This window comes from Mesorhizobium sp. AD1-1, assembly GCF_020164655.1.
Taxonomy (GTDB): domain Bacteria; phylum Pseudomonadota; class Alphaproteobacteria; order Rhizobiales; family Rhizobiaceae; genus Mesorhizobium; species Mesorhizobium ciceri.
Window position 1 is genome coordinate 69,501 of sequence record NZ_JAIUGP010000010.1, and the last position, 25,853, is coordinate 95,353.

Genomic DNA, 25,853 nt, shown 5'->3' on the forward strand with positions numbered 1-25,853 from the left:
CGCATGCTTTTCTGGATAGCAAGCACCGTTGGACTGGCGATCGCCTATCTCTTCGGTTCAATGCCCACGGGTTATCTGGCGGGAAAGCTGCTCAAGGGCATCGATATCCGGGAGCATGGCTCCAAATCCACCGGGGCAACGAACGTCTTGCGGGTCTTGGGAAAATGGCCTGCGTTGGTGGTGTTGCTGGTGGATGTGCTGAAAGGTGCTGCGGCGATCGTCTTTGCCCGCTGGTTCTATCCCTGGTTCATCACGTTGCCGTTTGTTACGCCATCGACCCCGCTTGACCTGCAAGCCTGGGTGCCTTGGGCTGTTTGCCTGGCCGGAATTGCCGTGTTGTTGGGACATGGCCGTTCGATCTGGTTGAATTTTACAGGTGGCAAATCCGCTGCGACGGGGCTTGGCGTGTTGCTGGCTCTGTCTTGGCCGGTAGGTGTGGGGGCTGCGGCGGCTTTTGGTGCTGTGCTGGCTACGTCTCGGATAGTTTCCCTGAGTTCGATGGTAGCGGCGTTGACCGCGATCGCCCTCATCTGTGGCCTGGAGCAACCGTTGGCCTATCGGTTGCTGGTGATTGCGGGCAGCATCTATGTGGTTATGCGCCATCGTGCCAACATTCAGCGGCTGCTGGCTGGGACGGAGCCACACTTGGGGCAAAGCAGCCCGGAATCGAAAACGTAGCCGCAAATCCGGCTTTCGGGTCCGCCCGCCCAACGTTTTATAATCCTATCCGAGTGCTTGCAGGCCCAGTTCCAGCGCTTGCCGGACCGTTTCGCGACGGATGAAATCGCGGCCTTTGTCTGCAAAGAGTTGGTGCTCGGCGACAATCGGTCGGCCGTCCAGCGCAACCCCGAACCAGACCAGGCCGACCGGTTTTTCCGCCGAACCGCCGCCAGGCCCGGCGATCCCGGTAACCGCCAGGGTCAGCCCGGCGCGCGAACGGGTAAGCGCGCCTGTCGCCATTTCGATCGCAGTCTCGCGCGAAACCGCCCCATGCGCCTCGAGCGTGGCGGCGGAAACGCCGAGCATGTCCATCTTGGCTTCGTTGGAATAGGTGATGAAGCCGCGATCGACCACGGCGGACGAGCCGGCGATGTCGGTGAGTGCCGCGATGATCATGCCGCCGGTGCAGCTTTCCGCCGTTGCCAGCATGATGCCGCGTTTCTGGCAGGCTTGCAGCAAGGCATTTGCCAGGTCGCTGTTGGTCATTCCGGCACCTCGCCGGGAAACACCACGCTGGCAGTGGCGATCGCCGCAATGCCTTCCTCGCGCCCGACGAAGCCGAGCTTCTCGTTGGTTGTCGCCTTGATCGAGATGCGATCCGCGGAAATTGCCAGCATCTGCGACAGGGCTGCCGTCATCGCCTCGCGGTGCGGGCCGACGCGCGGCGCTTCGCAGATCAACGTGATATCGGCATTGGCGATGCGGCCGCCGCGCTCGCGCACCAGCCTTGCCGCATGCTCGACGAAGATCCGCGACGCAGCGCCTTTCCATTGCGGGTCGGACGGCGGAAAATGCGTGCCGATGTCGCCGGCGCCGCAGGTCGCCAGCAACGCATCGGTCAGAGCATGCAGACCGACATCGGCGTCGGAATGGCCGGACAGTTTCTTGTCATGAGCAATGGCGACGCCACACAGTGTGACATGGTCGCCGGGCTCGAAAGCATGGACGTCGTAGCCATTGCCGGTCCGGATGTCGGGAAAGCGCACACGTTCGCCGGAAAGCCGCTGATCCGCCATGGCAATATCCCGTGCCCAGGTGAGTTTGACATTGTCCGGCGAGCCCGGAACGATCTTGACCGGAATATGCGCCCATTCGGCGATCGCGGCATCGTCGGTAAAATCCATTTTTCCCAGATGATGGGCTTTCTCGTGCGCGGCAAGGATGGGCCAGAACGGAAAGCCCTGCGGCGTTTGCGCCGCGTGAAGACCGCTGCGCGAAACGGTTTCGCCGACCACCCCGGAGGCCGATTCGCGCTTCAGCGTGTCGGCGACGGGCAAAGCGGGCAATGCGCCCTCGCGCTCGCCGATGGCGGCGATGGTGCGATCTATCAGGTCCGTATCGACAAACGGACGCACGGCATCGTGGATCAGAACCTGCCCCGGCGCGTGGTCTCTAAGGGCAAGCAGGCCGAGCCGGACGGATTCCTGCCTGGTCGCCCCGCCGATAACGGCGCTAACGCGCTCGGCGTTGGTGCCCGCCGCCTGCCGGAACAGTTCATGGTCGTCGGCATGAATGGCGACGACGATCTCGCCGGTCCGCGGGTGGGCCAGAAAAATGTCCAGCGTGTGTGCAATGACGGCAAAGCCGCCAATGTGTTGATATTGCTTCGGTCCGTTGGCCTGTCCGGCGCGCGCGCCACGGCCGGCCGCGACGATTACCACCGCGACCTTGCCATCCGCACTCGAAACGTGATTTTCACTTGCGTCAGTCATTGCAGATTGGCTTAGCGCACGATCCCGAAAAGTGTAATCGGTTTTCGGCAAAGATCGTGCGTCAAATATGAATCCCAAAGCGTCCTTTGCGCGTCCCACGGGGCGCGCGGCGCTTTGGCCACACCCAATCCCGAAGGCCAGCATTTTCCCAATTGCGCCTTAATGTGGCGTCATTCCGCGTTGCACATTGCGGCCGATATGGCTAGAGAATGTGCAACGAATGAAGATGCTTGGTTTTTGTGCATGGTTAATTTGACCAAATTGGCCGCGCCGCTTAACGTCGGCGGCGTGAAACTCCGCAATCGCGTGTTCCTCGCGCCGATGTCGGGCATTACGGACGAGCCGTTCCGGCAGCGTGCCCACGCGCATGGAGCGGGCCTGGTCGTGTCCGAAATGGTTGCCAGCGGCGAGCTCGCCAAGGGCAGGGCCGGTTTCAACCTGCGCATACGCCACTCCGGCCTGCCCGTCCATATGGTTCAGCTTGCAGGCCGCGAGGCGGTGCACATGGCCGAAGGTGCCAGAATCGCCGCCGGCGAGGGCGCCGACATTATCGACATCAACATGGGATGCCCGGCCAAGAAGGTCACTGGCGGCTACGCTGGTTCGGCATTGATGCTGGATCTCGACCACGCACTGTCGCTGATCGACGCCGTTGTCGGCGCGGTCGAGGTGCCAGTGACGGTCAAGATGCGGCTTGGCTGGGACGAAGGCGCGCTCAACGCGCCGATACTGGCGCGCCGCGCCGAGCAGGCCGGTGTCAGTATGGTGACCGTGCACGGCCGAACGCGCTGCCAGTTCTATCAGGGCAAGGCCGACTGGCGCGCCATCGCCCGCGTCAAGGAAGCCGTGTCCATCCCGGTCGTCGCCAATGGTGACGTCTCTTCGCCGGCGGAAGCGGCCGACATTCTCGATCAATCGGGTGCCGACGCAGTGATGATCGGCCGTGCCCATTATGGCGCCCCTTGGATCGCAGGTGGCGTTGCGGCCGCAGCGACAGGCGAAGCGACGCCAAATATTCCACAGAACCCGACGGCGCTCGCCGACTACATCGTGGCCCATTATGAGGACATGCTAGCGCTCTACGGCGCCGAAAGCGGCCTGCGCCAGGCGCGCAAGCATCTCGGCTGGTATCTTGATCGGCATGCCGGCGGCGTCGCCGACGACAGCCGAAAGGCCATACTGACCGCATTCGAGCCCGCGCGCGTCATTGCCTTGCTGCGCGATGTGTTTTCGCGCGATCCGCAACCTTTGACCCTGCGGAGTGCCGCATGAACGCCGCCGCCGGCCAAGGCGCTGAAATGGCGGATGCCGCCCAGATCGTGCTCAACACCATCCGCCGCCCGGTGATCATGATCAGCGAGGAAGGCTTCATCACCTTCGCCAACGCCGACGCGGAAGACTTCTTTCGTTCAAGCGCGACCATGCTCGCCCGCAACACGCTGTCAAAACTCATTCCCTTCGGCAGCCCGCTGCTGACGCTGGTCGACCAGGTGCGCGAGCGCCTGGCACCGGTCAACGAGTATCGGGTCGACGTGTCGTCGCCGCGTCTCGGCATCGAGAAGGTCGTCGATCTCTATGTCGCGCCGGTACCGGAATTTCCGGGCTCGGTGGTGGTTATGTTCCAGGAACGGTCGATGGCCGACAAGATCGACCGGCAGATGACGCATCGCGGTGCGGCGCGCTCGGTCACCGGCCTGGCGGCGATGCTTGCCCATGAGATCAAGAACCCGCTCTCCGGTATCCGTGGCGCTGCCCAGTTGCTGGAACTGTCGGCTTCCGACGAAGACCGTGCGCTGACGCGGCTGATCACCGACGAGACCGACCGCATCGTGTCGCTGGTCGATCGCATGGAGGTGTTTTCCGACGAGCGGCCGATCGACCGCTACCCCGTCAACATCCATGTCGTGCTCGACCATGTCAAGGCCATTGCCAAGAACGGTTTTGCCAAAAGAATCAAGATATTGGAGGACTATGATCCTTCGTTGCCTCCGGTGTTTGCCAACCGCGACCAGTTGATCCAGGTGTTCCTCAACCTGGTCAAGAACGCCGCCGAGGCGATCGGCAGTGACCCGCAGGGCGAGATCGTGCTGTCGACCGCCTTCCGGCCAGGCATCCGTGTTTCGGTGCCGGGCACGCAGGACCGCGTGTCGCTGCCGCTGGAGTTCTGTGTGCGCGACAATGGCTCCGGCGTCTCGGAAGACATCCTGCCGATCCTGTTCGACCCGTTCATCACCACCAAGCCGAACGGCTCGGGGCTGGGGCTGGCGCTGGTCGCCAAAATCGTCGGCGAACATGGCGGCATCATCGAATGCGAATCGACGCCGCGCGGGACCACATTCCGCATCCTGATGCCGGCCTGGAAAGAAGCGCCATACGGCGCCGATGAAGACGGTGAAGGAGACCGCAAATGACCGTTCGCGGCAATATTCTCGTCGCCGACGACGATGCGGCGATCCGCACTGTCCTCAACCAGGCGCTTTCGCGCGTCGGCCACGAGGTGCGCGTCACCTCCAATGCTTCGACTTTGTGGCGCTGGGTGGCGGCTGGCGAGGGCGATCTGGTCATCACCGATGTGGTGATGCCGGACGAAAACGCCTTCGACATGCTGCCGCGCATCAAGAAGGCGAGGCCGGAACTGCCGGTCATCGTCATGAGCGCCCAGAACACCTTCATGACGGCGATCCGCGCGTCTGAAACCGGCGCCTATGAGTATCTGCCCAAGCCGTTCGACCTGACCGAACTGCTCAACATCGTCAACCGGGCGCTTTCCGAGCCGCGACGGCCGAAGATCGATGCGCGGCCGGAAGAGCAGCCCGATGCAATGCCGCTGGTCGGCCGTTCGGCCGCCATGCAGGACATCTACCGCATGCTGGCGCGCATGATGCAGACCGACCTGACGGTGATGATCTCGGGCGAATCCGGCACCGGCAAGGAACTGGTGGCGCGCGCGCTGCATGAATATGGCCGCCGCCGCGGCGGCCCCTTCGTCGCCATCAACATGGCGGCGATCCCGCGCGACCTGATCGAATCGGAACTGTTCGGTCACGAGAAGGGCGCCTTCACCGGCGCGCAGAATCGCTCGACCGGACGCTTCGAGCAGGCTGAAGGCGGCACGCTGTTCCTCGATGAAATCGGCGACATGCCGATGGAGGCGCAGACGCGGCTGCTGCGCGTGCTCCAACAGGGCGAATACACGACGGTTGGCGGACGCACGCCGATCAAGACCGACGTGCGCATCGTCGCCGCCACCAACAAAGATCTGCGCACCCTGATCAACCAGGGGCTTTTTCGCGAGGATCTGTTCTATCGCCTCAACGTGGTGCCGCTCCGGCTGCCCGCGCTGCGTGAGCGCTCCGAGGATGTGCCCGACCTTGTCCGTCACTTCTTCAAGCTCGGCGAAATGGAAGGCCTGCAGACCAAGCGCATTTCTTCCGGCGGCATCGAGTTGATGAAGCGCTATCCGTGGCCGGGCAATGTGCGCGAACTGGAAAACCTGGTTCGCAGGCTCGCCGCGCTCTATTCGCAGGACGAGATTTCCGCCGAGGTCATTGAGGCCGAGCTCAAGACCGGCGAACGTCCCGTGGTGCCGGGTGGCGGCAACCTCATTCCCGACGATTTGTCGATCGGCCAGGCGGTCGAGCACTTCCTGCAACGCTATTTCGCCTCGTTTGCCGGCGATTTGCCACCTGCCGGGCTTTATCAACGCATCCTGTCCGAGGTCGAGTTTCCACTCGTCCTGGCCTCGATGACGGCAACCCGCGGCAACCAGATCAAGGCCGCGGAACTGCTTGGCTTGAACCGCAACACGCTGCGCAAGAAGATCCGCGAACTCGGCGTCAACGTCTACAAATCGTCGCGCCAGGGCTGAGCCTTGATCTGAGCCCGCGCTCTTTTCAGGGGATCGGCTCGCGAAAGATTTCCGTCTCGGTCACACTTGTTGCATAATCGCCACAATGCGTTGCATACATCCGACGCAATCATGGCACTAGACGGCGACATGGCCCCGCAGGCACCGACAACAAACCAACCGCTTTTCAGCGAACCCGGCGCTCGTGACGGGCGCCGGCTGCTTGCGCTGCCAGGCGTGATCGCGGTCGTCGGCGCGCTGATGACGGCGGCGATCTCGTTCACCATCCTCGTTGGCGCCACGCCGATCACACCGAACGAGTCGACGACGCTGGCGTTGATTGCCCTCAACGCGGCTTTCGTCCTGATTCTTATCGCGCTGGTCGGGCGTGAGGTGCACCGCATCCTGATGGCGCGCCGGCATGGCAAGGCCGCTTCGCGGCTGCATGTGCGCATTGTCGCCATGTTCGCCCTGGTTGCCGCCATTCCGGCCATCATGGTGGCCATCATCGCGTCGATCACGCTCGACATCGGCCTCGACCGCTGGTTCGAGATCCGGACCAAGACGATCGTCAATTCGTCGCTGTCGATCGCCGACGCCTATGTTCAGGAAAATGCCCGCAACCTGCAGGGTACGACACTGTCCATGGCCTATGATCTCGATGCGTCACGCACACTCTACGGCCTTGATCGTACCGGCTTTCTCGACCTGATGAACAAGGAAGCCGTGGGCCGTTCGCTGGCCCATGCGGCGCTGATCAAACCTGACGGCTCTTTCGTCATGAGCGCCAAGACCGACACGGATTTTGCCATGCCTGAGCCGCCGGAAGGCGCCGTGGCCAGCGCTGCCGACGGCAAACCGGTGCTGATCGAACCGAAAACGCGCAACATCATGGGCGCCATCGTCAAGCTGCGCGAGATCGAAGGGCTCTATCTCTATACCATTCGCCTCGTCGATCCCGAGGTCATCAAGGCGCGGCAGATCGTCAGGTCCAACACCGACGAATATCGGGGGCTGGAAGACAACCGCCGCACCTCGCAGGTGGCGTTCGCGCTGCCCTATCTTTCGCTGACGCTCATCATCATCCTGTCCGCGATCTGGACCGGCATTGCGGTCGCCGACCGTCTGGTGCGGCCCATTCGCCAGCTCATCGGCGCCGCCGACGAAGTGGCGACCGGCAATCTCGACGTAGCGGTTCCGGTCAGGCCTTCGGATGGCGATGTCGCCTCGCTCGGCGATACGTTCAACAAGATGCTTCTCGAACTGAAATCGCAGCGCAACGAGATCCTGTCGGCCAAGGACCTGATCGACGAACGGCGCCGCTTCTCGGAAGCCGTGCTTGCCGGCGTTACCGCCGGCGTCATCGGCGTCGATCCCTACGGCATCGTTACCATCGTCAATCGCTCGGCCGAGGCGATGCTGGCCATTTCGGCCAGCGCAGCCCTTGGGCAGAACCTTTCCGCCGTGCTGCCGCATGTCGGCCGCGTCTTCGAAATCGGCCGCAAGTCCGGCAAACCCGTCTATCGCGAGCAGGTGACCTTCTACCGCGCCGGCGCCGAGCGGACCTTCAACGTTCAGATCACCATCGAGGCCGGCGATGACGGCTCGGAGGAAAAGTCCTATGTCGTGACGGTTGACGACATCACCGACCTGGTCCAGGCGCAGCGCTCGTCGGCTTGGGCGGATGTGGCGCGGCGTATCGCCCACGAGATCAAGAACCCGCTGACGCCGATCCAGCTCTCGGCCGAACGCATCAAGCGCCGCTATGGCAAGGTGATTACCGAGGACCGCGAGGTTTTCGACCAGTGCACCGACACCATCATCCGGCAGGTCGAGGATATCGGCCGCATGGTCGACGAATTCTCGGCTTTCGCGCGCATGCCGAAGCCCGAGATGAAGGCCATAGATCTGCGCGAATCGCTGCGCGAGGCCTCGTTCCTGGTCGAGGTCAGCCGCGCCGACATCACTTTCGAGCGGATCTTCGGCAGCGAGCCGCTGAAGGGCACGTTCGACAGCCGGCTGATGGCGCAGGCTTTCGGCAATGTGATCAAGAACGCCGCCGAGGCAATCGACGGATTGGAACAGAAGGACGGTTCGCACGGCATAATCCGGATTCAGGCCGGGCGCCAGAATGGTGCGATTCGAATCGACGTCATCGACAATGGCAAAGGCCTGCCGCGCGAGAATCGCCAACGGCTGCTCGAGCCCTACATGACCACACGCGAGAAGGGCACCGGGCTTGGCCTCGCTATCGTCAAGAAGATCGTGGAGGACCATGGTGGCAGGCTGGAACTACACGATGCTCCAGCGGACTTCCACGATGGGCGCGGCGCGATGATCAGCATCATCCTGCCGCCTGCGGCCGCAACGGCTCCGCGCGGCGAAAGCAGGGCGGAAAACGAAAGAGAAACTGAAAAGGTCGGTAATGGCGTCTGATATTCTCATCGTCGATGACGAGGAAGACATCCGTGAACTCGTCGCGGGCATACTGAGCGACGAAGGTCACGAAACCCGCACCGCATTCGATGCCGACAGTGCGCTCGCTGCTATAGCTGATCGCGCGCCGCGGCTGATTTTCCTCGACATCTGGCTGCAGGGCTCGCGCCTGGACGGCCTGGCGCTGCTCGACGAGATCAAGACGATGCATCCGACCTTGCCGGTGGTGATGATTTCCGGCCACGGCAACATCGAAACGGCGGTCTCCGCCATCCGTCGCGGCGCCTATGACTTCATCGAAAAACCGTTCAAGGCCGACAGGCTGATCCTTATTGCCGAACGTGCGCTCGAGACCTCGAAATTGCGGCGCGAGGTTTCCGACCTCAAGCTGCGCAGCGGCGAAACCTTCGATCTGATCGGCATGTCGTCGGCGATGAGCCAGTTGCGTCAGACCATCGAACGCGTCGCGCCGACCAACAGCCGCGTGATGATCATCGGCCCGTCTGGCTCGGGCAAGGAACTGGCCGCGCGCGCCATCCACACGCTGTCGGCGCGCAAGGGCGCGCCTTTCGTGACGCTGAGCGCCGCCAACATCACGCCCGAGCGTATGGAGATCGAACTGTTCGGCACCGAATCGAATGGCGTCGAACGCAAGGTCGGCGCGCTCGAGGAGGCCCATCGCGGCATCCTCTACATCGACGAGGTGGCCGACATGCCGCGCGAGACGCAGAATAAGATCCTGCGCGTGCTGGTCGAACAACAGTTCGAGCGGGTAGGGGGAACCAAGCGGGTCAAGGTCGATGTCCGCATCATCTCCTCGACCTCGCAGAACCTCGAAGCGATGATTGCCGACGGTCGTTTCCGCGAGGATCTTTACCATCGCCTGGCGGTGGTTCCGGTCATCGTCCCGGGACTGGCCGAGCGGCGAGAGGATATTCCCTACCTCGTCGACAACTTCATGAAGCAGATCGCCCGCCAGGCCGGCATCAAGCCGCGCCGTATCGGCGACGACGCGCTGGCCGTTCTGCAGGCTCACAACTGGCCGGGCAACGTTCGCCAGCTGCGCAACAATGTCGAGCGCCTGATGATCCTGGCGCGCGGCGACGACGTCGATGCGCCGATCACCGCTGATCTGTTGCCGGCCGAGATCGGCGATGTCATGCCGCGCACCCCGAATCAATCCGACCAACACATCATGGCGCTGCCGCTCCGCGAAGCGCGTGAGCAGTTCGAGAAGGATTACCTGATCGCCCAGATCAACCGGTTCGGCGGCAACATCTCGAAGACCGCCGAGTTCATCGGCATGGAGCGCTCCGCTCTGCATCGCAAGCTGAAGTCGCTGGGCGTCTGAGCGCGTCCAGCCGCCGCGCGTGGTCCAACCATTTGCCGGTTACGCCCGCGGTGGAATCGCATAAGAAAGCCCGAGAATTTCTGAGGGGTCGCCAATGCCGCGCATTGCCTATGTCAACGGGCGCTATGTCACGCACGCCGACGCTGCCGTGCATATCGAGGATCGCGGCTATCAGTTCGCCGACGGTGTCTATGAGGTCTGCGAAGTGGCGCGTGGCTTCATCGTCGACATGCCGCGCCACCTGGCCCGGCTGAACCGTTCGCTGACCGAATTGTCGATCGCCTGGCCGGTCACCTCTCACGTGCTGCCGCTCATTCTGCGTGAGGTGGTCAATCGCAACCACGTCGCCAATGGCCTGGTCTACGTGCAGGTGACGCGCGGCGTGGCCAGCCGCGACTTCGTCTTCCCTTCCGCCGACACCAAGCCTTCGCTGGTGGTAACCGCCAGGAAGGCTGACCCTGCCGCTGGAGCGAAGCGAGCCGAGACCGGCATCGCCGTCATCACCGTGCCGGAGAACCGCTGGGATCGCGTCGACATCAAGACCGTCGGGCTGCTGCCCAATGTATTGGCCAAGCAGAAGGCCAAGGAAGCCGGTGCGCAGGAAGCCTGGTTCGTCGACGATGAAGGCAACGTAAAAGAAGGCGGCTCGTCCAATGCCTGGATCGTCACCCGGGACGGCGTCCTGGTCACCAGGCCGGCCGAGCATGGCATCCTGCGCGGCATCACCCGCACGACCATGTTCGAAGTGGCGGCCAAGCTTGGCCTGAAGATCGAGGAGCGCGGCTTTTCCGTCGCCGAGGCCAAGACGGCACGCGAGGCGTTCATCAGTTCCGCAACGACGATCGCCATGCCGGTGGTGACCATCGATGGCGACACGGTCGCCAATGGGCACCCCGGCTCAATAACACTTTCGTTGCGGCAAGCCTTTTTTGACATTGCGGAAAAAAGTCCAGCCTGATAACCGCACAGGTGGAATGAACATCAATATATCTCGTTCTGCTTGTCGTTACTGACGACAAGACGGTGTTTGCGAGCTTGACATGCGCCCGTTAATTTGGCGCATTGGCTTGCAAACCGAAGGGGATCGGCGAAAGACAAGAACAATGGCGGAACGATCGCAAAACCTTCAGGACCTGTTCCTGAATTCAGTTCGCAAGAGCAAGAACCCGCTCACCATCTTCCTCATCAACGGCGTGAAGCTGACCGGCGTGGTCACTTCGTTCGACAATTTCTGTGTCCTGCTGCGCCGCGATGGTCACTCCCAGCTCGTCTACAAGCACGCCATTTCCACGATCATGCCGAGCCAGCCGGTTCAGATGTTCGATGGCGAGGAAAGCCAGGGCGCCTGATTGGCACGTGAGAAAGACGCGGACGCCACCGTTCGCGGGAAACCAGCGCATCACCCCGGGACTGAGGCCAAGGGTCCGACCCGGGCCGTGGTCATTGTGCCCGTCCTTACCCGCCACCAGCGCAACGACGACGAGACCAACCGCCCGCGGCTGATGCGTTCGGCTGATGCGCGTCACGACGAGGCCGTTGGCCTTGCCCGCGCCATCAACCTTGATCTGATTCAGACCGCGGTGGTGACCGTCAACGATCCGCGCCCGGCGACGCTGCTCGGCAGCGGCAAGGTCGCCGAGTTCGCGGAAATCGTCAAAGAGGGACATGCGGAGGTGGTCGTCGTTGACCATCCGCTGACCCCTGTGCAGCAACGCAATCTCGAGAAAGAGCTGAACGCCAAGGTGCTGGACCGCACCGGGCTGATCCTCGAGATATTCGGCGAGCGTGCACGCACCAAGGAAGGCACGCTGCAGGTCGAGCTCGCCCATCTCAACTACCAGAAGGGCCGCCTCGTGCGTAGCTGGACCCATCTGGAGCGTCAGCGCGGCGGCGCCGGGTTCCTTGGGGGCCCCGGCGAAACACAGATCGAATCCGACCGGCGGCAGTTGCAGGAAAAGATCATCAAGCTGAAGCAGGAGCTGGAAACGGTGCGGCGCACGCGCGACCTGCACCGCGCCAAGCGCAGGAAGGTGCCGTTCCCGGTGGTGGCGATCGTCGGCTACACCAATGCCGGCAAGTCGACGCTGTTCAACCGGCTGACCGGGGCGGATGTGCTGGCACAGGACATGCTGTTCGCCACGCTCGACCCGACGCTGCGCCGCGTGCGCCTGCCACATGGCACGCCGATCATCCTCTCCGACACGGTCGGCTTCATTTCGGACCTGCCGACACATCTGATCGCGGCTTTCCGCGCCACCCTGGAAGAGGTGGTCGAGGCCGACCTCGTGCTTCATCTGCGCGACATTTCCGATCCGGACACGGCCGCCCAGGCCGAGGATGTCGAGCGTATCCTTGCAGATCTTGGCGTTGACGCTGGTGATGCCAAGCGGGTGATCGAAGTGTGGAACAAGATCGACCGGCTCGACGAAGGCAACCGGACCCGGCTGCTTGCAGACGGCGCCGATGCCAACAAGGCGCCGCCGATTGCGGTGTCGGCGGTGACCGGCGAGGGCATCGATGCGCTGAAGGCGATCATCGAAACGCGGATGGCGGGCGAACTCGAAGACCTCACCGTGACGATCGAGCCGGCACAGTTCGGCCTTGTCGACTGGCTTTACCGCAATGGCGATGTGGTTTCGCGAAGCGACAATGACGACGGCAGCGCCACCATCTCGCTGAAGGCCACGCAAAGCGCGCGCGAAGAGATCGAAAGCAGATTGCGTCGTAAAAACAACGGATAATCCGGAGCAGTTCCAGGAAAAGTGTATAGCGGCTTTCCGTCGGGAGTTGCCCGAAAAGAGAGACTACTTCGCAGTCTTTGCTTCCTGCCAGAGCGCTTCCATCTCGGCCAGATCAGCCTTGTCCAGCGTGTTGCCGGCTTTCTCCAAAGCCTGCTCGACATAATGGAAACGTGAGCGGAATTTCTCGTTGGTGCCGCTCAGCGCTGCTTCCGAATCGAGCTTGAGGTGGCGACCGAGATTGACGGCGGCAAACAGCATGTCGCCGAACTCGTCTTTGATCGAGGCGGTGTCGCCCTTGGCCAGCGCCTCGCGCAATTCGCCGATCTCTTCCTCGATCTTGTCGAGGATGGGCGCTGCCTCGCTCCAGTCGAAGCCGACGCGGGCGGCCTTCTCCTGAAGTTTCAGCGCCCGGGTCAGCGCGGGCAGGGCGACCGGCACGCTGTCCAGAAACCCCTTGCCATTGTCTTCGGGATCGAGACCGCGCGCGAGGCGGGCGCTTCGTTTCTCTGCCTTCTCTTCTGCCTTGATCTTTTCCCACATGCCCTTGGCCATGCCGGCGCTGCGGGCCTTTTCGTCGCCGAAGACATGCGGATGGCGTCGGATCATTTTCGTCGTGATGGCTTGCACCACATCGGGGAAGGCAAACTCGCCGGCCTCCTCGGCCATTTGCGCGTGGTAGACGACCTGCAGCAGCAGATCGCCGAGTTCGTCGCGCAGATCGTCGAGGTCGCCGCGCGCGATGGCATCCGCGACCTCATAGGCCTCTTCGATCGTGTAGGGCGCGATGGTCGAGAAATCCTGTTCGATATCCCAGGGACAGCCGGTCTTCGGCGCCCGCAGCGCCGCCATGATCTCGATCAGGCGCGAAATGTCTTTCGATGGCGTCATAGGGCTGATGCTATCGCGCGGCCGGCCGCGCGGCCAACGCTGTCAGCCGGCGAGAGTGCCTTGTCCACAGGCGAGCCACGTCAGTCGAGCACAGAAACGATCGCCTTGGCGAGCTCGTCCATGCCGTCCTCGGGCAGGCCGGCGACATTGATGCGGCTGTCGCCGACCATGTAGACGCCGTGCTCGGCGCGCAGCCGTTCGACTTGCGCTTCGGTGAGGCCAAGGCGGGAGAACATGCCGCGATGGCTGGCGACGAAATCGAAGCGGTCGGAATTGGATTGCCGGCGCAGGGCTTCGGCGAACTGGACACGGAGTCTCAGCATGCGCAGCCGCATCTCTTCAAGCTCGGCTTCCCAGTCTGCACGCAAGGCGGCGTCCTCCAGCACGATGCGTACGGCTGCTGCCCCGTGGTCCGGCGGCATCGAATACATGGCGCGCGCCGCCGACAGCATCTGGCTCATCGCCACATCTGCCTGTGCGCCGTCCTTGGCCAGGATCATTGCTGCGCCGACGCGGTCGCGGTAGACGGCGAAATTCTTCGAACAGCTCGACGCGACGACCATTTCCGGAACTTTCGCCGCCAGCAGGCGCAAGCCGAGGGCGTCGGCCTCAAGGCCATCGCCAAAGCCCTGATAAGCGATGTCGACGAACGGCAGCAGCGCGCGCTCGACGACCAGATCGGTAACGGCTGCCCACTGTGCCGCATCCAGATTGGCGCCGGTTGGGTTGTGGCAGCAGCCATGCAGCAGCACGACGTCGCCGCTCTTTGCGGTCCGCAGGGCCGCCAGCATGTCGTCGAAGCGAACAGCACCCGACGCGGCGTCGAAATACGGGTATTCACGGATCTGCAGGCCGGCGGCGCGCATCACCGGCATGTGGTTCGGCCAGGTCGGGTCCGACAGCCAGATGGTTGCGTCCGAACGCGTCCGCTTCAGCAATTCCGCCACCAGCCGCAGCGCGCCGGAGCCGCCAGGCGCCTGTGCGGCGCGGATGCGCGTCATGTCGGCGCCCGGACCGAAGGCGAGCTTGGCCATCACCGTGTTGAAGCCGGTATCGCCGGCAAGGCCGAGATAGGTCTTGGTGTCCTGGGCCTGCAGCAGGCGCTTTTCCGCCTCGCGCACGGCGCGCATAACCGGCGTCTTGCCGTCGCGATCCTTGTAGACGCCGACGCCGAGGTCGACTTTGTCGGGACGCGGGTCGGCGCGATAAAGGCCGATCAGGGCGAGGATCTTGTCGGCGGGGGCGGGCTGCAGGGTCTCAAACATCGATAGGGCTCCAATGGCGGCGGAGTGATACGCAAATCGGTCGCGTTTCGCCAGCGGTTTTAGCTAGGTGCTCCAGCCCGAGACGGCTGGGAAGCCTGCCCTGCGCGCTCATGGATAAGGGTTGAGGGGAAACCCATTGATGCGCGTCGGAAATGACCAGCCGGCACGAGCAGAGCGATCACGCCATCCTCTGCGCCGGCATGAGCGCTTCCGTGTGTAATTTCGGCTTTGCCTCGGCCAGCGGTCAGCCCCCGCCGGGCCTGTCTTTCACAGCCTGCCGCAACAGACAGGCGACCGCGCCCAGCACCATCAAGGCCAGCCCGAACCATGTCAGGGCATAGACCAGATGGTTGTTGTGGAACGAAACGACCGTCAGGCCGCCGACCGGCCACCCTCCCGGATTGGGCGTGGCATCGGCATCGATGAAATAAGGAGCGACCTGCCCGACGCCTTGCTTGGCGGCGATCGCCTGTACATCGCGCGAATACCAGCGGTTGGCAGCCGGATCGTTGGTGCGCAGGAAGCCGCCTTTCGGTTCGCTGATGCGCAACAGGCCGTGAATTCCGGTGTGATCGCCCGAGGGCTTGCCTGCGAAGCGGGTTGCCGGATCGCGCTTGTCCGTCGGCACGAAGCCCCTGTTCACCAGAATCGTGAAGCCATCATCCGCTCGGAACGGCGCCATTACCCAGAAGCCACCGCCGAGATCGGTGACCGCCTGGACCAGGGTCTCGCGATCACCGAGAAACCGGCCCGTGACGACGAGGCGGCGATACTCGTCATCCCTGGCGTTGATCGCTGGCCAGGCCGAAGGCGCCGGGGCGGCCACCGGTACTGCCTTGAGACGCTGATCGACACGCTCGATCAGGTCGAGCTTCCAGACGCGGCGCTCCAGCTGCCAGATACCGAGCGCCGAGAACCCTGCGATGCCGATGGCTCCGCAAAGGCAAAGCATCAATAGCGTCCATCTCGAACGCGTAACCCTTTGGCCGTCGCCTGTAGTCGGATGCGGTGTCGTCCGCGCCTGTTCGTCCAAAGCCAGGTCCCGCTCTCAGGGTATCTGACTCATGTCATGGCCGGGCATCATGTTGACGTTCAGATGGTACATGACCCAGAGCGAGCCCGTCAGCGCGATCATCACCAGGATGAGGGTGAAGATCAGCGCCATCATGGTCCAGCCGCTCTCCGACCTGGTGTTCATATGCAGGAAGAACACCATGTGGACGATGATTTGCACGACGGCGAAGGCCATGATGGCAATCGCCGACGCCATCTGATTGCCGAGCGCGTTGGTCATGACCAGCCAGAAGGGAACGGCGGTCAGCACGACGGACAGGCCGAAGCCTGTCAGATAGCCGGCCAGCGAGCCGTGATTGACGCCGTGATGCGCGTGGCTGTGGTTGCTGGTGTCTGTTTGGTGCCCGGCGCTCATCGCAACATTCCCATCAGATAAACGAAGGTGAAGACGCCGATCCAGATGACGTCGAGGAAGTGCCAGAACATGCTCAGGCACATCAGGCGCCGCTGGTTCGCGGCGATCAGCCCATGCCTGGAGACCTGCACCATCAGCACCACCAGCCAGACCAGGCCGAAGGTGACGTGCAGGCCATGTGTTCCGACCAGCGTGAAGAACGACGAAAGAAAGCCGCTGCGCTGCGGCGTCGCCCCCTCGTGGATGAAATGGGCGAATTCGTAGAGTTCGATGCCGAGAAAGGCGAGGCCGAACAGGCCGGTGATCACCAGCCACACCTGCATCGGCCTCACTCGCCCTTTCGCCATCTCCAGCATCGCGAAGCCGTAGGTGATGGAGGACAGGAGCAGCATGGTGGTGTTGAGCGCGACCAGCGGAAGATCGAACAGGTCCTTCGGCGCGGGCCCGGCGGCGTAGTTGCCACCGAGCACGCCGTAGACTGCAAACAGCATCGCAAAGATGAGGCAGTCGCTCATCAGGTAGATCCAGAAGCCGAGCATGGTGCTGCTGCCGCTCTCGGCATGGCCGTGGTCGTCTTCCAGGTGGAAGATCGTGTCGTCGATCACCGTGTCGGCGTGTGCCATGGTGCTCATCCCGCCTGGCTGGTGGCTGCGAGCAGGCGTGTCCGCTCGTCCTCGACGCGGGTGACGTCGCTGGACGGAATGTGGAAGTCCCGGTCGTAATTGAAGGTATGCGCGATGGCGTAGCCGATCAGAGCAACGAAGCTGACGATCGCCAGCCACCAGATGTACCAGATGAGCGCCACGGCAAGCACCACGCTCAACCCAGCCAGAATGACGCCGGCTCCGGTGTTGCGCGGCATGTGGATGTCGTGGAAGCCCGTCAACGGACGCTGGTAACCGCGATTCTTCATGTCCGCCCAGGTGTCGAGATCGTGGACGACCGGCGTAAAGGCGAAATTGTAGGCCGGGGGCGGCGACGAGGTTGCCCATTCGAGTGTACGCCCGTCCCACGGATCACCGGTGTCGTCGCGAAGCTGCTCGCGCCGGCGCACGCTGACGAAGATCTGGATGAGGAAGGACAGGATACCAAGCAGGATCAGGAAGGCGCCAAAAGCGGCGATGATGAACCAGATCTGCAGCGAGGGATCCTCGAAGGTGCGTAGCCGGCGCGTTACGCCCATCAGGCCGAGGATGTACAGCGGCATGAAGGCGAACCAGAAGCCGACCACCCAGAACCAGAAGGACATCTTTCCCCAGAACGGATCAAGCCGGAAGCCGAATGCCTTGGGGAACCAGTAGCTGATACCGGCAAACAGGCCGAACAGCACGCCGCCGATGATGACGTTGTGGAAATGCGCGACCAGGAACAGGCTGTTGTGGAGCACGAAGTCGGCCGGCGGAACCGCGAGCAGCACGCCGGTCATGCCGCCGACAGTGAAGGTCAGCATGAAGGCGACGGTCCACATCATCGGCAGTTCGAAGCGGATGCGGCCGCGGTACATGGTGAACAGCCAGTTGAATATCTTGGCGCCTGTCGGGATCGAAATGATCATCGTGGTGATGCCGAAGAACGAGTTGACGCTCGCTCCCGACCCCATGGTGAAAAAGTGATGCAGCCAGACGAGATAGGACAGGATGGTGATGACGATGGTTGCGTAGACCATCGAGGTGTAGCCAAAGAGCCGCTTGCCGCAGAAGGCCGAGGTCACTTCGGAAAATATGCCGAAGGCCGGCAGGATCAGGATGTAGACCTCGGGGTGGCCCCAGATCCAGATCAGGTTCACGTACATCATCGGATTGCCGCCGAAGTCGTTCGTGAAGAAGTTGGTGCCGACATAGCGGTCGAGAGCCAGCAGGGCCAGCACCGCCGTCAGCACCGGGAAGGCGGCGACGATGAGCACATTTGTGCAGAGCGCGGTCCAGGTGAAGATCGGCATTCTCATCATGGTCATGCCAGGCGCGCGCATCTTGACGATGGTGCAGACCAGGTTCACGCCCGACAACAGCGTGCCTACGCCCGCCACTTGCAGCGCCCAGATATAATAATCGACACCGACATCGGGACTGTAGCCGATACCCGACAGCGGCGGGTAGGCGAGCCAGCCGGTGCGCGCGAATTCGCCGACGAACAGCGACATCATGACGATGACCGCGCCGCCGACCGTCATCCAGAAGCTGAAATTGTTGAGGAACGGAAACGACACGTCGCGCGCGCCGATCTGCAGCGGGACGACGAAATTCATCAGGCCCGTCACCAGCGGCATCGCCACGAAGAAGATCATGATGACGCCGTGCGCGGTGAAGATCTGGTCATAATGATGCGAATTGAGATAGCCTTCCGAACCGCCGAAGGCCATCGCCTGCTGGAGCCGCATCATGATGGCGTCGCTGAAGCCGCGCAGCAGCATGACGATGCCGAGCACCATGTACATCACACCGATGCGCTTGTGGTCGACGCTGGTGAACCATTCGCGCCACAGATAGCCCCAGAGCTTGAAATAGGTCAGCGCGCCGACGAGGGCGATGCCGCCCAGCGCGACGACTATGAAGGTCGCGACCACGATGGGCTCGTGCAGCGGCAGCGACTCGAGCGTAAGCCGGCCGAAGATCGCCTTGAGAAGAGCAGGATTGTCGAACATGTCTTGCGTGGCGCCTCAGGAGTTGAAGGGCGACCGAAGCGTGCCGGTTGCGGAAGGTGACGGCAGTCGGATCGACAGGGGCAGTGGCCGTTGCAGACCAGCGCCGACTATCGGCGTCGAGGTCATCGGCGTGGCGGATTGATCAGCCTTCGAAGCGGCCAGTGCTTCTTCGGTCGTGCATATGCTGGCGACATAGGATGGGGCAGGGCCGAATATCGTGCCGCGCCGGGCGAACTTGTCGTACAGCAGCGGAAGGGTGTTGCGGATGCCGGCCATCCCCAGACCGCCCTTGGCATCGATCTGCGACATCTCGCTCATGCACATCTTGCCGGGCTCGACGCACATATTGAGGATCGCCTTGTAGAGATCGCTATCCACCGCCGCATAGTGGCGCACGGGTTGGTTCTCACTGGGCTGTTCGAGCTCAAGATAGCCGTTTCGGTCGAGCTTGCCGCCGCTGTCCTTTGCCTTCGCGATCCATGCCTGGAAACCGGCATCCTCGAGGCCGTGGAACGCGAAGCGCATTCCCGAGAAGCCGGCGCCGCTGTAATTGGCAGAGAACCCTTCATAGTCGCCGGACTTGTTGACGACGGCGTGCAGCCTGGTTTCCATACCCGGCATCGCATAGATCTGGCCGGCCAGTGCTGGAATGTAGAAGGAGTTCATCACCGATGCGGAGGTGATGCGAAAGCTGATCGGCCGGTCGACCGGCGCAGCCAGTTCGTTGACCACGGCGACGCCGTATTCCGGATAGATGAACAGCCATTTCCAGTCGAGCGCGACGACTTCGACCTCAAGCGGGCGCACGTCCGGCGGCAGCGGCTTGCCGGCCGCTACACGTCCGATCGGACGATAGGGGTCGAGCAGATGGGTGCCCATCCAGGTCACCGCGCCCAGGCAGATGATGATCAGAAGCGGCACAGCCCAAATGACGAGTTCGAGATGGGTCGAGTGGTCCCAATCCGGCTCGTAGCGCGCCTCGCGGTTGGACTGGCGGTATCGCCAGGCAAAGAATATGGTGAGAGCCATCACCGGTATGATGACGATCAGCATCAGTGCCGTGGACACCATCAGCAGGTCGCGCTGCTGCTCGGCGACGTCGCCGGCAGGGTTCAGGACGACCATGCTGCAGGAGCCGAGCGATGCCAGCAGGGGCAGCAGGAAAAGGGTACGAAGACGGCTCAATGTATGACCTGTCGGTTGTTCCCCCCAGTGCTAACCGTACCGCGGCGATGAAGGCATTGGACAATTTGTCCAATGCCGCAATGACGCGGCAGGCGTCATCAAAGCATCTGGCCCGCGCACATGGCAAGCGATCGTATGAGACCGCGGCGGGGCGACGGAGAATGCTGTGAGCCCAACTTCGAAGATCGAAGCCGACGCAAGACGGATCAATGCGCGGCATCATGAGGTGAAGCCCGGCGAAATCGCCGTTGGCGTCATCATCGGCAGGACGTCGGAATTCTTCGACTTCTTCGTCTACGCGATCGCTTCCGTCATCGTTTTCCCCAAGCTCGTATTTCCATATGCCGACCCGTTGACCGGCACGCTCTACTCCTTCGCCATCTTCGCGCTTGCCTTCATCGCGCGGCCGATCGGGACGGCGATCTTCACCGCGCTCGACCGCGCCTACGGACGTAGCGCCAAGCTCACCATCGCGCTGTTCCTGCTGGGGACCTCGACCGTGTCGATCGCCTTCGTGCCCGGTTACGACCAGATCGGCCCGGCTTCGGCCTGGCTGCTGGCCATGTTCCGGATCGGTCAGGGACTGGCGCTGGGCGGGACATGGGACGGACTTGCCTCGCTGCTGGCGTTGAATGCCCCCGAAAAGCGTCGCGGCTGGTATGCGATGATCCCGCAGCTGGGCGCGCCACTCGGGCTCATCGTCGCCAGTGCCCTGTTTGCATATTTCGTCGGCAACCTGTCGGCTGAAGACTTCTTCAGCTGGGGTTGGCGCTACCCGTTCTTCGTCGCCTTCGCCATCAACGTCGTCGCCCTGTTCGCGCGGCTGCGCATCGTGGTGACGCCGGAATACACCAAACTGTTCGAAGGCCAGGAACTGGAGCCGACTTCCGTCCACGAGACGTTGCGCGCCGAAGGGCGCACTGTCGTGCTCGGCGCTTTCGCGCCGCTGGCGAGCTTCGCCCTGTTCCACATGGTGACGGTGTTTCCTCTGTCCTGGATATTCCTGTTCACGCGCGAGGGACCGGCACGGTTCCTGGTCATCGAGACGATCGGAGCCTTCTTCGGCCTGGCGGCAATCGCGATCTCGGGCGTCGTTGCCGACCGGGTCGGGCGCTGGCCCTTGCTTGGAGGCTCGGCGGTGGCCATTGCCGTGTTCAGCGGTTTCGCGCCACAGCTGCTCGATGGCGGCTTCGTCGGAGAGTCCGTCTTCATGGTGTTGGGCTTCGTCCTGCTCGGCCTGTCGTTCGGCCAGTCTTCGGGAGCACTCGCCTCGAACTTTTCAAAGAACTACCGCTATACAGGTGCTGCGCTGACCTCGGATCTCGCCTGGCTGTTCGGCGCCGGCTTCGCCCCCATTGTCGCCCTGTTCCTGTCCGCCCATTTCGGGCTGATCTCGTCAGGCGCCTATCTGCTGTCGGGAGCGCTATGCACGCTGCTGGCGCTGCGGCTCAACCAGCGCCTGGATCGGACTCCCGCTTGAGTGACCTGCTTGGCCAGGGCTGGGGACCTCCCGGCCCAATGACGCTGCACGACAAGACCAACAAGCAGAATTTCCTGCTTCTGATCCAACTGCGCTGGATCGCCGTCGGCGGTCAGATCGTGACGATCCTGTTCGTCCGCTACGCGCTTGGCATCGGGCTGCCGCTGGTGCCGATGGCAGTGGTGATCCTGCTGCTGATCGCTCTCAACGTCGCCAGCCTGCGCCGGCACAGCAGCCAGGACGCGATCACCAACACCGAGCTGTTTCTTGGACTGCTGCTCGACGTCACCGCGTTGACGGTCCAGCTTTACCTGAGCGGCGGCGCGTCCAATCCCTTCATTTCGCTTTACCTGCTCCAGGTCATCCTGGGCGCGGTGCTGCTGGAGACATGGTCGGTCTGGGCGCTTGTCCTCATTGCAAGCACGTGCTTCATCGCGCTGACCACCTTCTACCGTGAGATCAGCCTGCCCGCCGCACACCGTGCCGGGCTGTTCAGCCTGCACATTCAGGGCATGTTCATCTGTTTCGTCCTGGCGGCAACGCTTCTGGTGCTGTTCATCACCAGGGTCCAGAACAACATTCGCACCCGCGACGCTCATCTTGCGGATTTGCGCCAGCAATCGGCGGAGGAGGCTCACATCGTCAGGATGGGCCTGCTCGCCTCTGGCGCCGCGCATGAGCTCGGCACGCCGCTGGCTACGCTTTCCGTCATCCTCAACGACTGGCAGCGCATGCCGGTTCTCGAGGCCGATCCGGATCTGGCGCAGGAAATCCGGGAGATGCAGGGCCAGTTGGACCGTTGCAAGAAGATCGTTTCGGGAATCCTGATGTCGTCGGGCGAATTGCGCGGCGAAGGCACGGTTCGCACCTCCGTCGATGCCTTTCTGGCGGAGCTGGTGGCCGAATGGAAGTCGACACGGCTGCCGCAAGGTTTCGAATACACCAGGCGTTTCGGCGCCAACCAGGAGATCGTCTCCGATCCCGCGCTCAAACAGGTGATGTTCAATGTACTGGACAACGCACTTGAAGCGTCGCCTCTATGGGTCGGTTTGATCGTCAGCCGCCACGCGAACGATCTCATCATCGAAGTTGTCGACGCGGGACGGGGATTTGAAGAAACCATGCTTGCTGAATTCGGCAAGCCCTACACGTCGACCAAGAACCGGCCAGGTAGCGGGCTCGGCCTGTTTCTGGTCGTCAATGTCATCCGCAAGCTGGGGGGTAGCGTCACCGTAAGAAACAGAACCGAAGGGGGAGCTTCGGTTACGTTGCATCTGCCGCTGGCTGCTCTGTCTCCGCGAGGGCACAATGCCGACTAAACGCACGCTGCTGATCGTCGAGGACGACATCGCCTTTGCCAACGCACTGCGCCGGTCTTTCGAACGGCGTGATTACGAAACGCATAGCTGCCGGAGCGTCGACGGCGTGCAGGCGCTGATCGGCACCGTTGCCTTCCAATATGCCGTCGTCGATCTCAAGCTTGCCAGCGGCTCGGGCCTTGAGTGCGTCAGGGCGCTGCACGAACACGATCCTGAAATGCGGATCGTCGTGTTGACCGGCTTTGCCAGCATCGCCACCGCTGTCGAGGCGATCAAGCTCGGCGCCTGCCAGTATCTCGCCAAGCCCGCCAATACAGACGACATTGAAGCGGCTTTCGGCCAGGTCGAGGGCAATGCTTCGGTACCGCTCGCCGAGCGGCCAACCTCGATAAAGAACCTCGAATGGGAGCGCATCCACGAGACGCTGGTGGAAGCCGACTTCAACATTTCCGAGACGGCACGACGGCTCGGCATGCACCGCCGGACACTGGCGCGGAAGCTGGAAAAGAGGCGTGTGAAGTAGGCACGATCCACCGGGCATGGCACATCGTGGCGATGCCGATGATAAGATTGATGCCGGCAACAATCGTTGCATTCGAACGATGTCCTCCAAAGGAAAAAATTGGCAGGGCAGGGAATAAAATCCCCACATGCTCCGTAAACAGGACATGAAACCGCCGATGCCACGCTTTGACATCATAGGACAGCTCGGTTCGCTGCGCCGCTATGCGCGCTCGCTGACGCGCGACAGCACCGACGCCGAGGACCTTGTCCATGACGCGCTGGTGCGCGCTTATGAGCGGCGCAGCACCTTCCGCTCCGGCGGAAACCTGCGCGCGTGGCTGCTGTCGATCGTCCACAACACCTTCATCGACAGGATGCGGTCCCGCAAGTCCGAGGCGTCGCGCGTCGAACAGGCTGGATACCTGGCCGACGGCAGCACGCCGGCACCACAGGAACATTCGGTGCGCCTGGCGCAGGTGCGCCAGGCTTTTTTCAGCCTGCCGGAAGAACAGCGTTCAGCGCTGCACCTCGTCGCTATCGAAGGCCTCTCCTACCAGCAGGCCGCCGATGCCAGCGGCGTGCCGCTCGGCACGCTGATGTCGCGCATCGGCAGGGCGCGCGCCGCACTGCGCGAGATGGAGGAGCCGGCGGCGAAGGCAAAAAACCACCTCAGGATCGTTGGAGGCCCTTCATGACCGCAACTGTCGATCCCGTGACGGATATCGACCTCGACGCCTATGTCGACGACCAGATCGACGTCACCCGCCGCATCGAGGTGGAGGCATTCTTGTCCGCTCGCCCGGAGGCGGCGGCGCGCGTGATGTCGGATCTCAGGACCCGCGATGAACTGCGCGTGGCGCTTGCCGGCTCCAAAGGTATGGCACGGCCCGCGACCGCCGATGCCGCGCGGCGGCTGGAGAGGGGGCTTGCCCGCGGCCGCATCTTCGGTGTGCTGCAGCGCGCCGCGGTGGTTGCTGTCTTCGTCGCCGCCGGGTGGCTGGCGAACGGTATCATCGGGCCGATGTCGGTGACCAAGGTCGTCGCCTCGCCGCAGCCGCCCGCCTATGTCGACGACGCAGTGCGGGCCCACAGGACCACGCTGGTGCGCGAGAGCATGCCGTCGCAGCCCGAGGCGCCCAACTACAACGCCGGCGAGATTCGCGCCGCGACCGCCATCGTCATGCCGCCGCTGCCCAAGGATTGGAAGGTCCGCGACGTGCAGATCTATCCGTCCCGCTTTGGTCCGAGCGTCGAGATGGCGGTCGAGACGAAAGACATGGGGCTGGTGTCGCTGTTTGCGATCCGGCCTGGAACCTTCGACGTCGTCAAGCCGACGATCGCGCCCTCGGGCGACATCTCATCGGCCTATTTCCAGATCGGCGATGTGGCTTATGCGGTGGTCGGACGAAGCGAGGTCCACGACCTCGACCGCGCCGCAGAGACGCTCGCCAAGACGCTCTACTGATCGATCCACAAAGGAGAACGCAAATGAACACCCCCAATCTGGGATATCGCGTCGCCGCCGGCGCCCAAACCGGAGCCGTCTTCGACGAGGGCCTGCGCCAGCATATGCTGCGCGTCTACAACTACATGGGTGTCGGCCTGGTGGTCACCGGCCTCGTCGCCTTCATGATCTCATCGACGCCGGCGCTCTACGTGCCGATCTTCTCCAGCCCGCTGAAATGGGTGGTGATGCTGGCACCGCTCGCCTTCGTCATGCTGTTCTCGTTCAAGATGCAGACCATGTCCGCGGCGAATGCCCAGGCGATGTTCTGGGCCTTCTGCGCGGTCATGGGCCTCTCGCTCGCCTCCGTGTTTCTGGTGTTCACCGGAACCAGCATCGCGCGCACCTTCTTCATCGCAGCCACCATGTTCGGCGCCACCAGCCTGTACGGCTACACGACAAAGCGCGACCTGACCCAGTTCTCGTCGTTCCTGATCATGGGCCTGATCGGCGTGGTGATCGCCAGCATCGTCAACATCTTCCTCGGCTCGACCGCGCTGCAGTTCGCCATCTCGGTGATCGGCATCGCCGTGTTCATCGGCCTGACCGCCTGGGACACGCAGACGATCAAGGAACAGTATGCCGAGAACTTCGACGCGGAATCGCGCCAGAAACTTGCCGTCTTCGGCGCCTTCTCGCTCTATCTGAACTTCATCAACATCTTCCAGCTGCTGCTGAATTTCACCGGCGAACGCGAATAACGACTATCCGCTGTGGGCAAGAGCGAGGGTTATTGCTCTTGATGCGGAGAGGTGGCCGGAGGGAGATCCTCCGGCCACAATTCGTTCCTGCAGAACCAGGCTGCACCTTGAGTCCCGAAGCGCTTTTGCT

The 25,853-nt window shown here is 62.8% G+C and carries 24 protein-coding genes; 15 read left to right on the forward strand and 9 right to left on the reverse strand.

Features of this window, described 5'->3' with window-relative positions:
• Positions 1-3: 3 nt before the first annotated feature.
• The gene (plsY, locus tag LB519_RS19310; protein ID WP_224620888.1) at positions 4-678 is read left to right on the forward strand and encodes a glycerol-3-phosphate 1-O-acyltransferase PlsY; all 675 of its coding nucleotides are present in this window, start codon (positions 4-6) and stop codon (positions 676-678) included.
• 45 nt (positions 679-723) lie between these two features.
• Here the strand turns inward: plsY and LB519_RS19315 are convergent, their stop codons facing one another.
• Together LB519_RS19315 and LB519_RS19320 are read right to left on the reverse strand one after the other, a co-directional pair.
• The gene (locus LB519_RS19315; RefSeq protein ID WP_224620889.1) at positions 724-1,206 is read right to left on the reverse strand and encodes a CinA family protein; all 483 of its coding nucleotides are present in this window, start codon (positions 1,204-1,206) and stop codon (positions 724-726) included.
• Positions 1,203-2,432 (reverse strand): bifunctional 2-C-methyl-D-erythritol 4-phosphate cytidylyltransferase/2-C-methyl-D-erythritol 2,4-cyclodiphosphate synthase, encoded by a 1,230-nt coding sequence (locus tag LB519_RS19320; RefSeq protein WP_224620891.1) that lies wholly within the window; start codon positions 2,430-2,432, stop codon positions 1,203-1,205. Before LB519_RS19320 ends, LB519_RS19315 begins: the two co-directional genes overlap by 4 nt.
• Positions 2,433-2,675: 243 nt before the next feature.
• Between LB519_RS19320 and dusB the strand changes: the two genes are divergently transcribed.
• The 8 genes from dusB (at position 2,676) to hflX (ending at position 12,807) form a co-directional block, all read left to right on the forward strand.
• Complete coding sequence (dusB, locus tag LB519_RS19325) at positions 2,676-3,704, forward strand: tRNA dihydrouridine synthase DusB (protein WP_224620892.1); 1,029 nt, start codon at positions 2,676-2,678, stop codon at positions 3,702-3,704.
• The gene (locus LB519_RS19330) at positions 3,701-4,843 is read left to right on the forward strand and encodes a two-component system sensor histidine kinase NtrB (protein ID WP_013531493.1); all 1,143 of its coding nucleotides are present in this window, start codon (positions 3,701-3,703) and stop codon (positions 4,841-4,843) included. The genes dusB and LB519_RS19330 overlap by 4 nt, the downstream gene beginning before the upstream one ends.
• Positions 4,840-6,300 carry a nitrogen regulation protein NR(I) gene (gene ntrC, locus LB519_RS19335; protein WP_013531494.1) on the forward strand — a complete coding sequence of 487 codons (1,461 nt, stop codon included), beginning with the start codon at positions 4,840-4,842 and terminating at the stop codon, positions 6,298-6,300. The genes LB519_RS19330 and ntrC overlap by 4 nt, the downstream gene beginning before the upstream one ends.
• 129 nt (positions 6,301-6,429) lie before the next feature.
• On the forward strand, positions 6,430-8,715 hold the full coding sequence (locus LB519_RS19340; protein WP_224620970.1) for a sensor histidine kinase NtrY-like: 2,286 nt from the start codon (positions 6,430-6,432) through the stop codon (positions 8,713-8,715).
• The gene (locus tag LB519_RS19345) at positions 8,705-10,066 is read left to right on the forward strand and encodes a sigma-54-dependent transcriptional regulator (RefSeq protein ID WP_013531496.1); all 1,362 of its coding nucleotides are present in this window, start codon (positions 8,705-8,707) and stop codon (positions 10,064-10,066) included. Before LB519_RS19340 ends, LB519_RS19345 begins: the two co-directional genes overlap by 11 nt.
• Positions 10,067-10,160: 94 nt before the next feature.
• The gene (locus LB519_RS19350) at positions 10,161-11,024 is read left to right on the forward strand and encodes a D-amino-acid transaminase (RefSeq protein WP_013531497.1); all 864 of its coding nucleotides are present in this window, start codon (positions 10,161-10,163) and stop codon (positions 11,022-11,024) included.
• A 145-nt stretch (positions 11,025-11,169) separates the two neighbouring features.
• Complete coding sequence (gene hfq / locus LB519_RS19355; protein WP_006202172.1) at positions 11,170-11,415, forward strand: RNA chaperone Hfq; 246 nt, start codon at positions 11,170-11,172, stop codon at positions 11,413-11,415.
• The gene (hflX, locus tag LB519_RS19360; protein ID WP_224620894.1) at positions 11,416-12,807 is read left to right on the forward strand and encodes a GTPase HflX; all 1,392 of its coding nucleotides are present in this window, start codon (positions 11,416-11,418) and stop codon (positions 12,805-12,807) included.
• Between the two features lie 63 nt (positions 12,808-12,870).
• Here hflX and mazG read toward each other — a convergent pair whose 3' ends face one another.
• The 7 genes from mazG to cyoA all read right to left on the reverse strand — a co-directional run bounded on the left by mazG (position 12,871) and on the right by cyoA (position 20,215).
• Complete coding sequence (mazG, locus tag LB519_RS19365; protein ID WP_224620895.1) at positions 12,871-13,695, reverse strand: nucleoside triphosphate pyrophosphohydrolase; 825 nt, start codon at positions 13,693-13,695, stop codon at positions 12,871-12,873.
• An 80-nt stretch (positions 13,696-13,775) separates the two neighbouring features.
• Positions 13,776-14,960, reverse strand: a complete 1,185-nt coding sequence (locus tag LB519_RS19370; protein ID WP_024505198.1) for an aromatic amino acid transaminase — start codon at positions 14,958-14,960, stop codon at positions 13,776-13,778.
• A 244-nt stretch (positions 14,961-15,204) separates the two neighbouring features.
• Positions 15,205-15,912, reverse strand: a complete 708-nt coding sequence (locus LB519_RS19375; protein ID WP_032899651.1) for an SURF1 family protein — start codon at positions 15,910-15,912, stop codon at positions 15,205-15,207.
• A gap of 96 nt (positions 15,913-16,008) precedes the next feature.
• On the reverse strand, positions 16,009-16,389 hold the full coding sequence (cyoD, locus tag LB519_RS19380; RefSeq protein ID WP_013531503.1) for a cytochrome o ubiquinol oxidase subunit IV: 381 nt from the start codon (positions 16,387-16,389) through the stop codon (positions 16,009-16,011).
• Positions 16,386-17,012: a cytochrome o ubiquinol oxidase subunit III gene (gene cyoC / locus LB519_RS19385; protein ID WP_013531504.1), complete on the reverse strand. Its 627-nt coding sequence runs from the start codon at positions 17,010-17,012 to the stop codon at positions 16,386-16,388. The genes cyoD and cyoC overlap by 4 nt, the downstream gene beginning before the upstream one ends.
• A gap of 5 nt (positions 17,013-17,017) precedes the next feature.
• On the reverse strand, positions 17,018-19,030 hold the full coding sequence (gene cyoB, locus LB519_RS19390) for a cytochrome o ubiquinol oxidase subunit I (RefSeq protein ID WP_024505201.1): 2,013 nt from the start codon (positions 19,028-19,030) through the stop codon (positions 17,018-17,020).
• A gap of 15 nt (positions 19,031-19,045) precedes the next feature.
• Positions 19,046-20,215 (reverse strand): ubiquinol oxidase subunit II, encoded by a 1,170-nt coding sequence (gene cyoA, locus LB519_RS19395; RefSeq protein ID WP_224620896.1) that lies wholly within the window; start codon positions 20,213-20,215, stop codon positions 19,046-19,048.
• 166 nt (positions 20,216-20,381) lie between these two features.
• Between cyoA and LB519_RS19400 the strand changes: the two genes are divergently transcribed.
• The 6 genes from LB519_RS19400 to LB519_RS19425 all read left to right on the forward strand — a co-directional run bounded on the left by LB519_RS19400 (position 20,382) and on the right by LB519_RS19425 (position 25,723).
• Positions 20,382-21,695, forward strand: coding sequence for an MFS transporter (locus LB519_RS19400; RefSeq protein WP_224620897.1), 1,314 nt, complete (start codon positions 20,382-20,384; stop codon positions 21,693-21,695).
• A gap of 38 nt (positions 21,696-21,733) precedes the next feature.
• Entirely contained in the window at positions 21,734-23,014 is a 1,281-nt protein-coding gene (locus LB519_RS19405; RefSeq protein WP_411909260.1) for an ATP-binding protein, read from the forward strand.
• Complete coding sequence (locus tag LB519_RS19410; RefSeq protein ID WP_024505205.1) at positions 23,004-23,537, forward strand: response regulator transcription factor; 534 nt, start codon at positions 23,004-23,006, stop codon at positions 23,535-23,537. The genes LB519_RS19405 and LB519_RS19410 overlap by 11 nt, the downstream gene beginning before the upstream one ends.
• A 157-nt stretch (positions 23,538-23,694) precedes the next feature.
• Positions 23,695-24,213, forward strand: coding sequence for a sigma-70 family RNA polymerase sigma factor (locus LB519_RS19415; RefSeq protein WP_224620900.1), 519 nt, complete (start codon positions 23,695-23,697; stop codon positions 24,211-24,213).
• Entirely contained in the window at positions 24,210-24,983 is a 774-nt protein-coding gene (locus LB519_RS19420; protein ID WP_224620901.1) for an anti-sigma factor family protein, read from the forward strand. Before LB519_RS19415 ends, LB519_RS19420 begins: the two co-directional genes overlap by 4 nt.
• A 23-nt stretch (positions 24,984-25,006) precedes the next feature.
• The gene (locus LB519_RS19425; protein ID WP_013531512.1) at positions 25,007-25,723 is read left to right on the forward strand and encodes a Bax inhibitor-1/YccA family protein; all 717 of its coding nucleotides are present in this window, start codon (positions 25,007-25,009) and stop codon (positions 25,721-25,723) included.
• Positions 25,724-25,853 lie beyond the last annotated feature (130 nt).

Bases quoted from the DNA above. Each gene is read 5' to 3' on its own strand.
- hfq (WP_006202172.1), top strand. From the start codon at position 11,170: ATGGCGGAACGATCGCAAAACCTTCAGGACCTGTTCCTGAATTCAGTT.
- dusB (WP_224620892.1), top strand. From the start codon at position 2,676: ATGGTTAATTTGACCAAATTGGCCGCGCCGCTTAACGTCGGCGGCGTG.
- LB519_RS19405 (WP_411909260.1), top strand. From the start codon at position 21,734: ATGACGCTGCACGACAAGACCAACAAGCAGAATTTCCTGCTTCTGATC.
- LB519_RS19420 (WP_224620901.1), top strand. From the start codon at position 24,210: ATGACCGCAACTGTCGATCCCGTGACGGATATCGACCTCGACGCCTAT.
- LB519_RS19410 (WP_024505205.1), top strand. From the start codon at position 23,004: ATGCCGACTAAACGCACGCTGCTGATCGTCGAGGACGACATCGCCTTT.
- plsY (WP_224620888.1), top strand. From the start codon at position 4: ATGCTTTTCTGGATAGCAAGCACCGTTGGACTGGCGATCGCCTATCTC.
- LB519_RS19370 (WP_024505198.1), bottom strand. From the start codon at position 14,960: ATGTTTGAGACCCTGCAGCCCGCCCCCGCCGACAAGATCCTCGCCCTG.
- ntrC (WP_013531494.1), top strand. From the start codon at position 4,840: ATGACCGTTCGCGGCAATATTCTCGTCGCCGACGACGATGCGGCGATC.
- mazG (WP_224620895.1), bottom strand. From the start codon at position 13,695: ATGACGCCATCGAAAGACATTTCGCGCCTGATCGAGATCATGGCGGCG.
- cyoC (WP_013531504.1), bottom strand. From the start codon at position 17,012: ATGGCACACGCCGACACGGTGATCGACGACACGATCTTCCACCTGGAA.
- LB519_RS19330 (WP_013531493.1), top strand. From the start codon at position 3,701: ATGAACGCCGCCGCCGGCCAAGGCGCTGAAATGGCGGATGCCGCCCAG.
- LB519_RS19340 (WP_224620970.1), top strand. From the start codon at position 6,430: ATGGCCCCGCAGGCACCGACAACAAACCAACCGCTTTTCAGCGAACCC.
- LB519_RS19375 (WP_032899651.1), bottom strand. From the start codon at position 15,912: ATGCTTTGCCTTTGCGGAGCCATCGGCATCGCAGGGTTCTCGGCGCTC.
- LB519_RS19425 (WP_013531512.1), top strand. From the start codon at position 25,007: ATGAACACCCCCAATCTGGGATATCGCGTCGCCGCCGGCGCCCAAACC.
- cyoB (WP_024505201.1), bottom strand. From the start codon at position 19,030: ATGTTCGACAATCCTGCTCTTCTCAAGGCGATCTTCGGCCGGCTTACG.
- cyoD (WP_013531503.1), bottom strand. From the start codon at position 16,389: ATGAGCGCCGGGCACCAAACAGACACCAGCAACCACAGCCACGCGCAT.
- LB519_RS19315 (WP_224620889.1), bottom strand. From the start codon at position 1,206: ATGACCAACAGCGACCTGGCAAATGCCTTGCTGCAAGCCTGCCAGAAA.
- LB519_RS19350 (WP_013531497.1), top strand. From the start codon at position 10,161: ATGCCGCGCATTGCCTATGTCAACGGGCGCTATGTCACGCACGCCGAC.
- LB519_RS19415 (WP_224620900.1), top strand. From the start codon at position 23,695: ATGCCACGCTTTGACATCATAGGACAGCTCGGTTCGCTGCGCCGCTAT.
- LB519_RS19320 (WP_224620891.1), bottom strand. From the start codon at position 2,432: ATGACTGACGCAAGTGAAAATCACGTTTCGAGTGCGGATGGCAAGGTC.
- LB519_RS19345 (WP_013531496.1), top strand. From the start codon at position 8,705: ATGGCGTCTGATATTCTCATCGTCGATGACGAGGAAGACATCCGTGAA.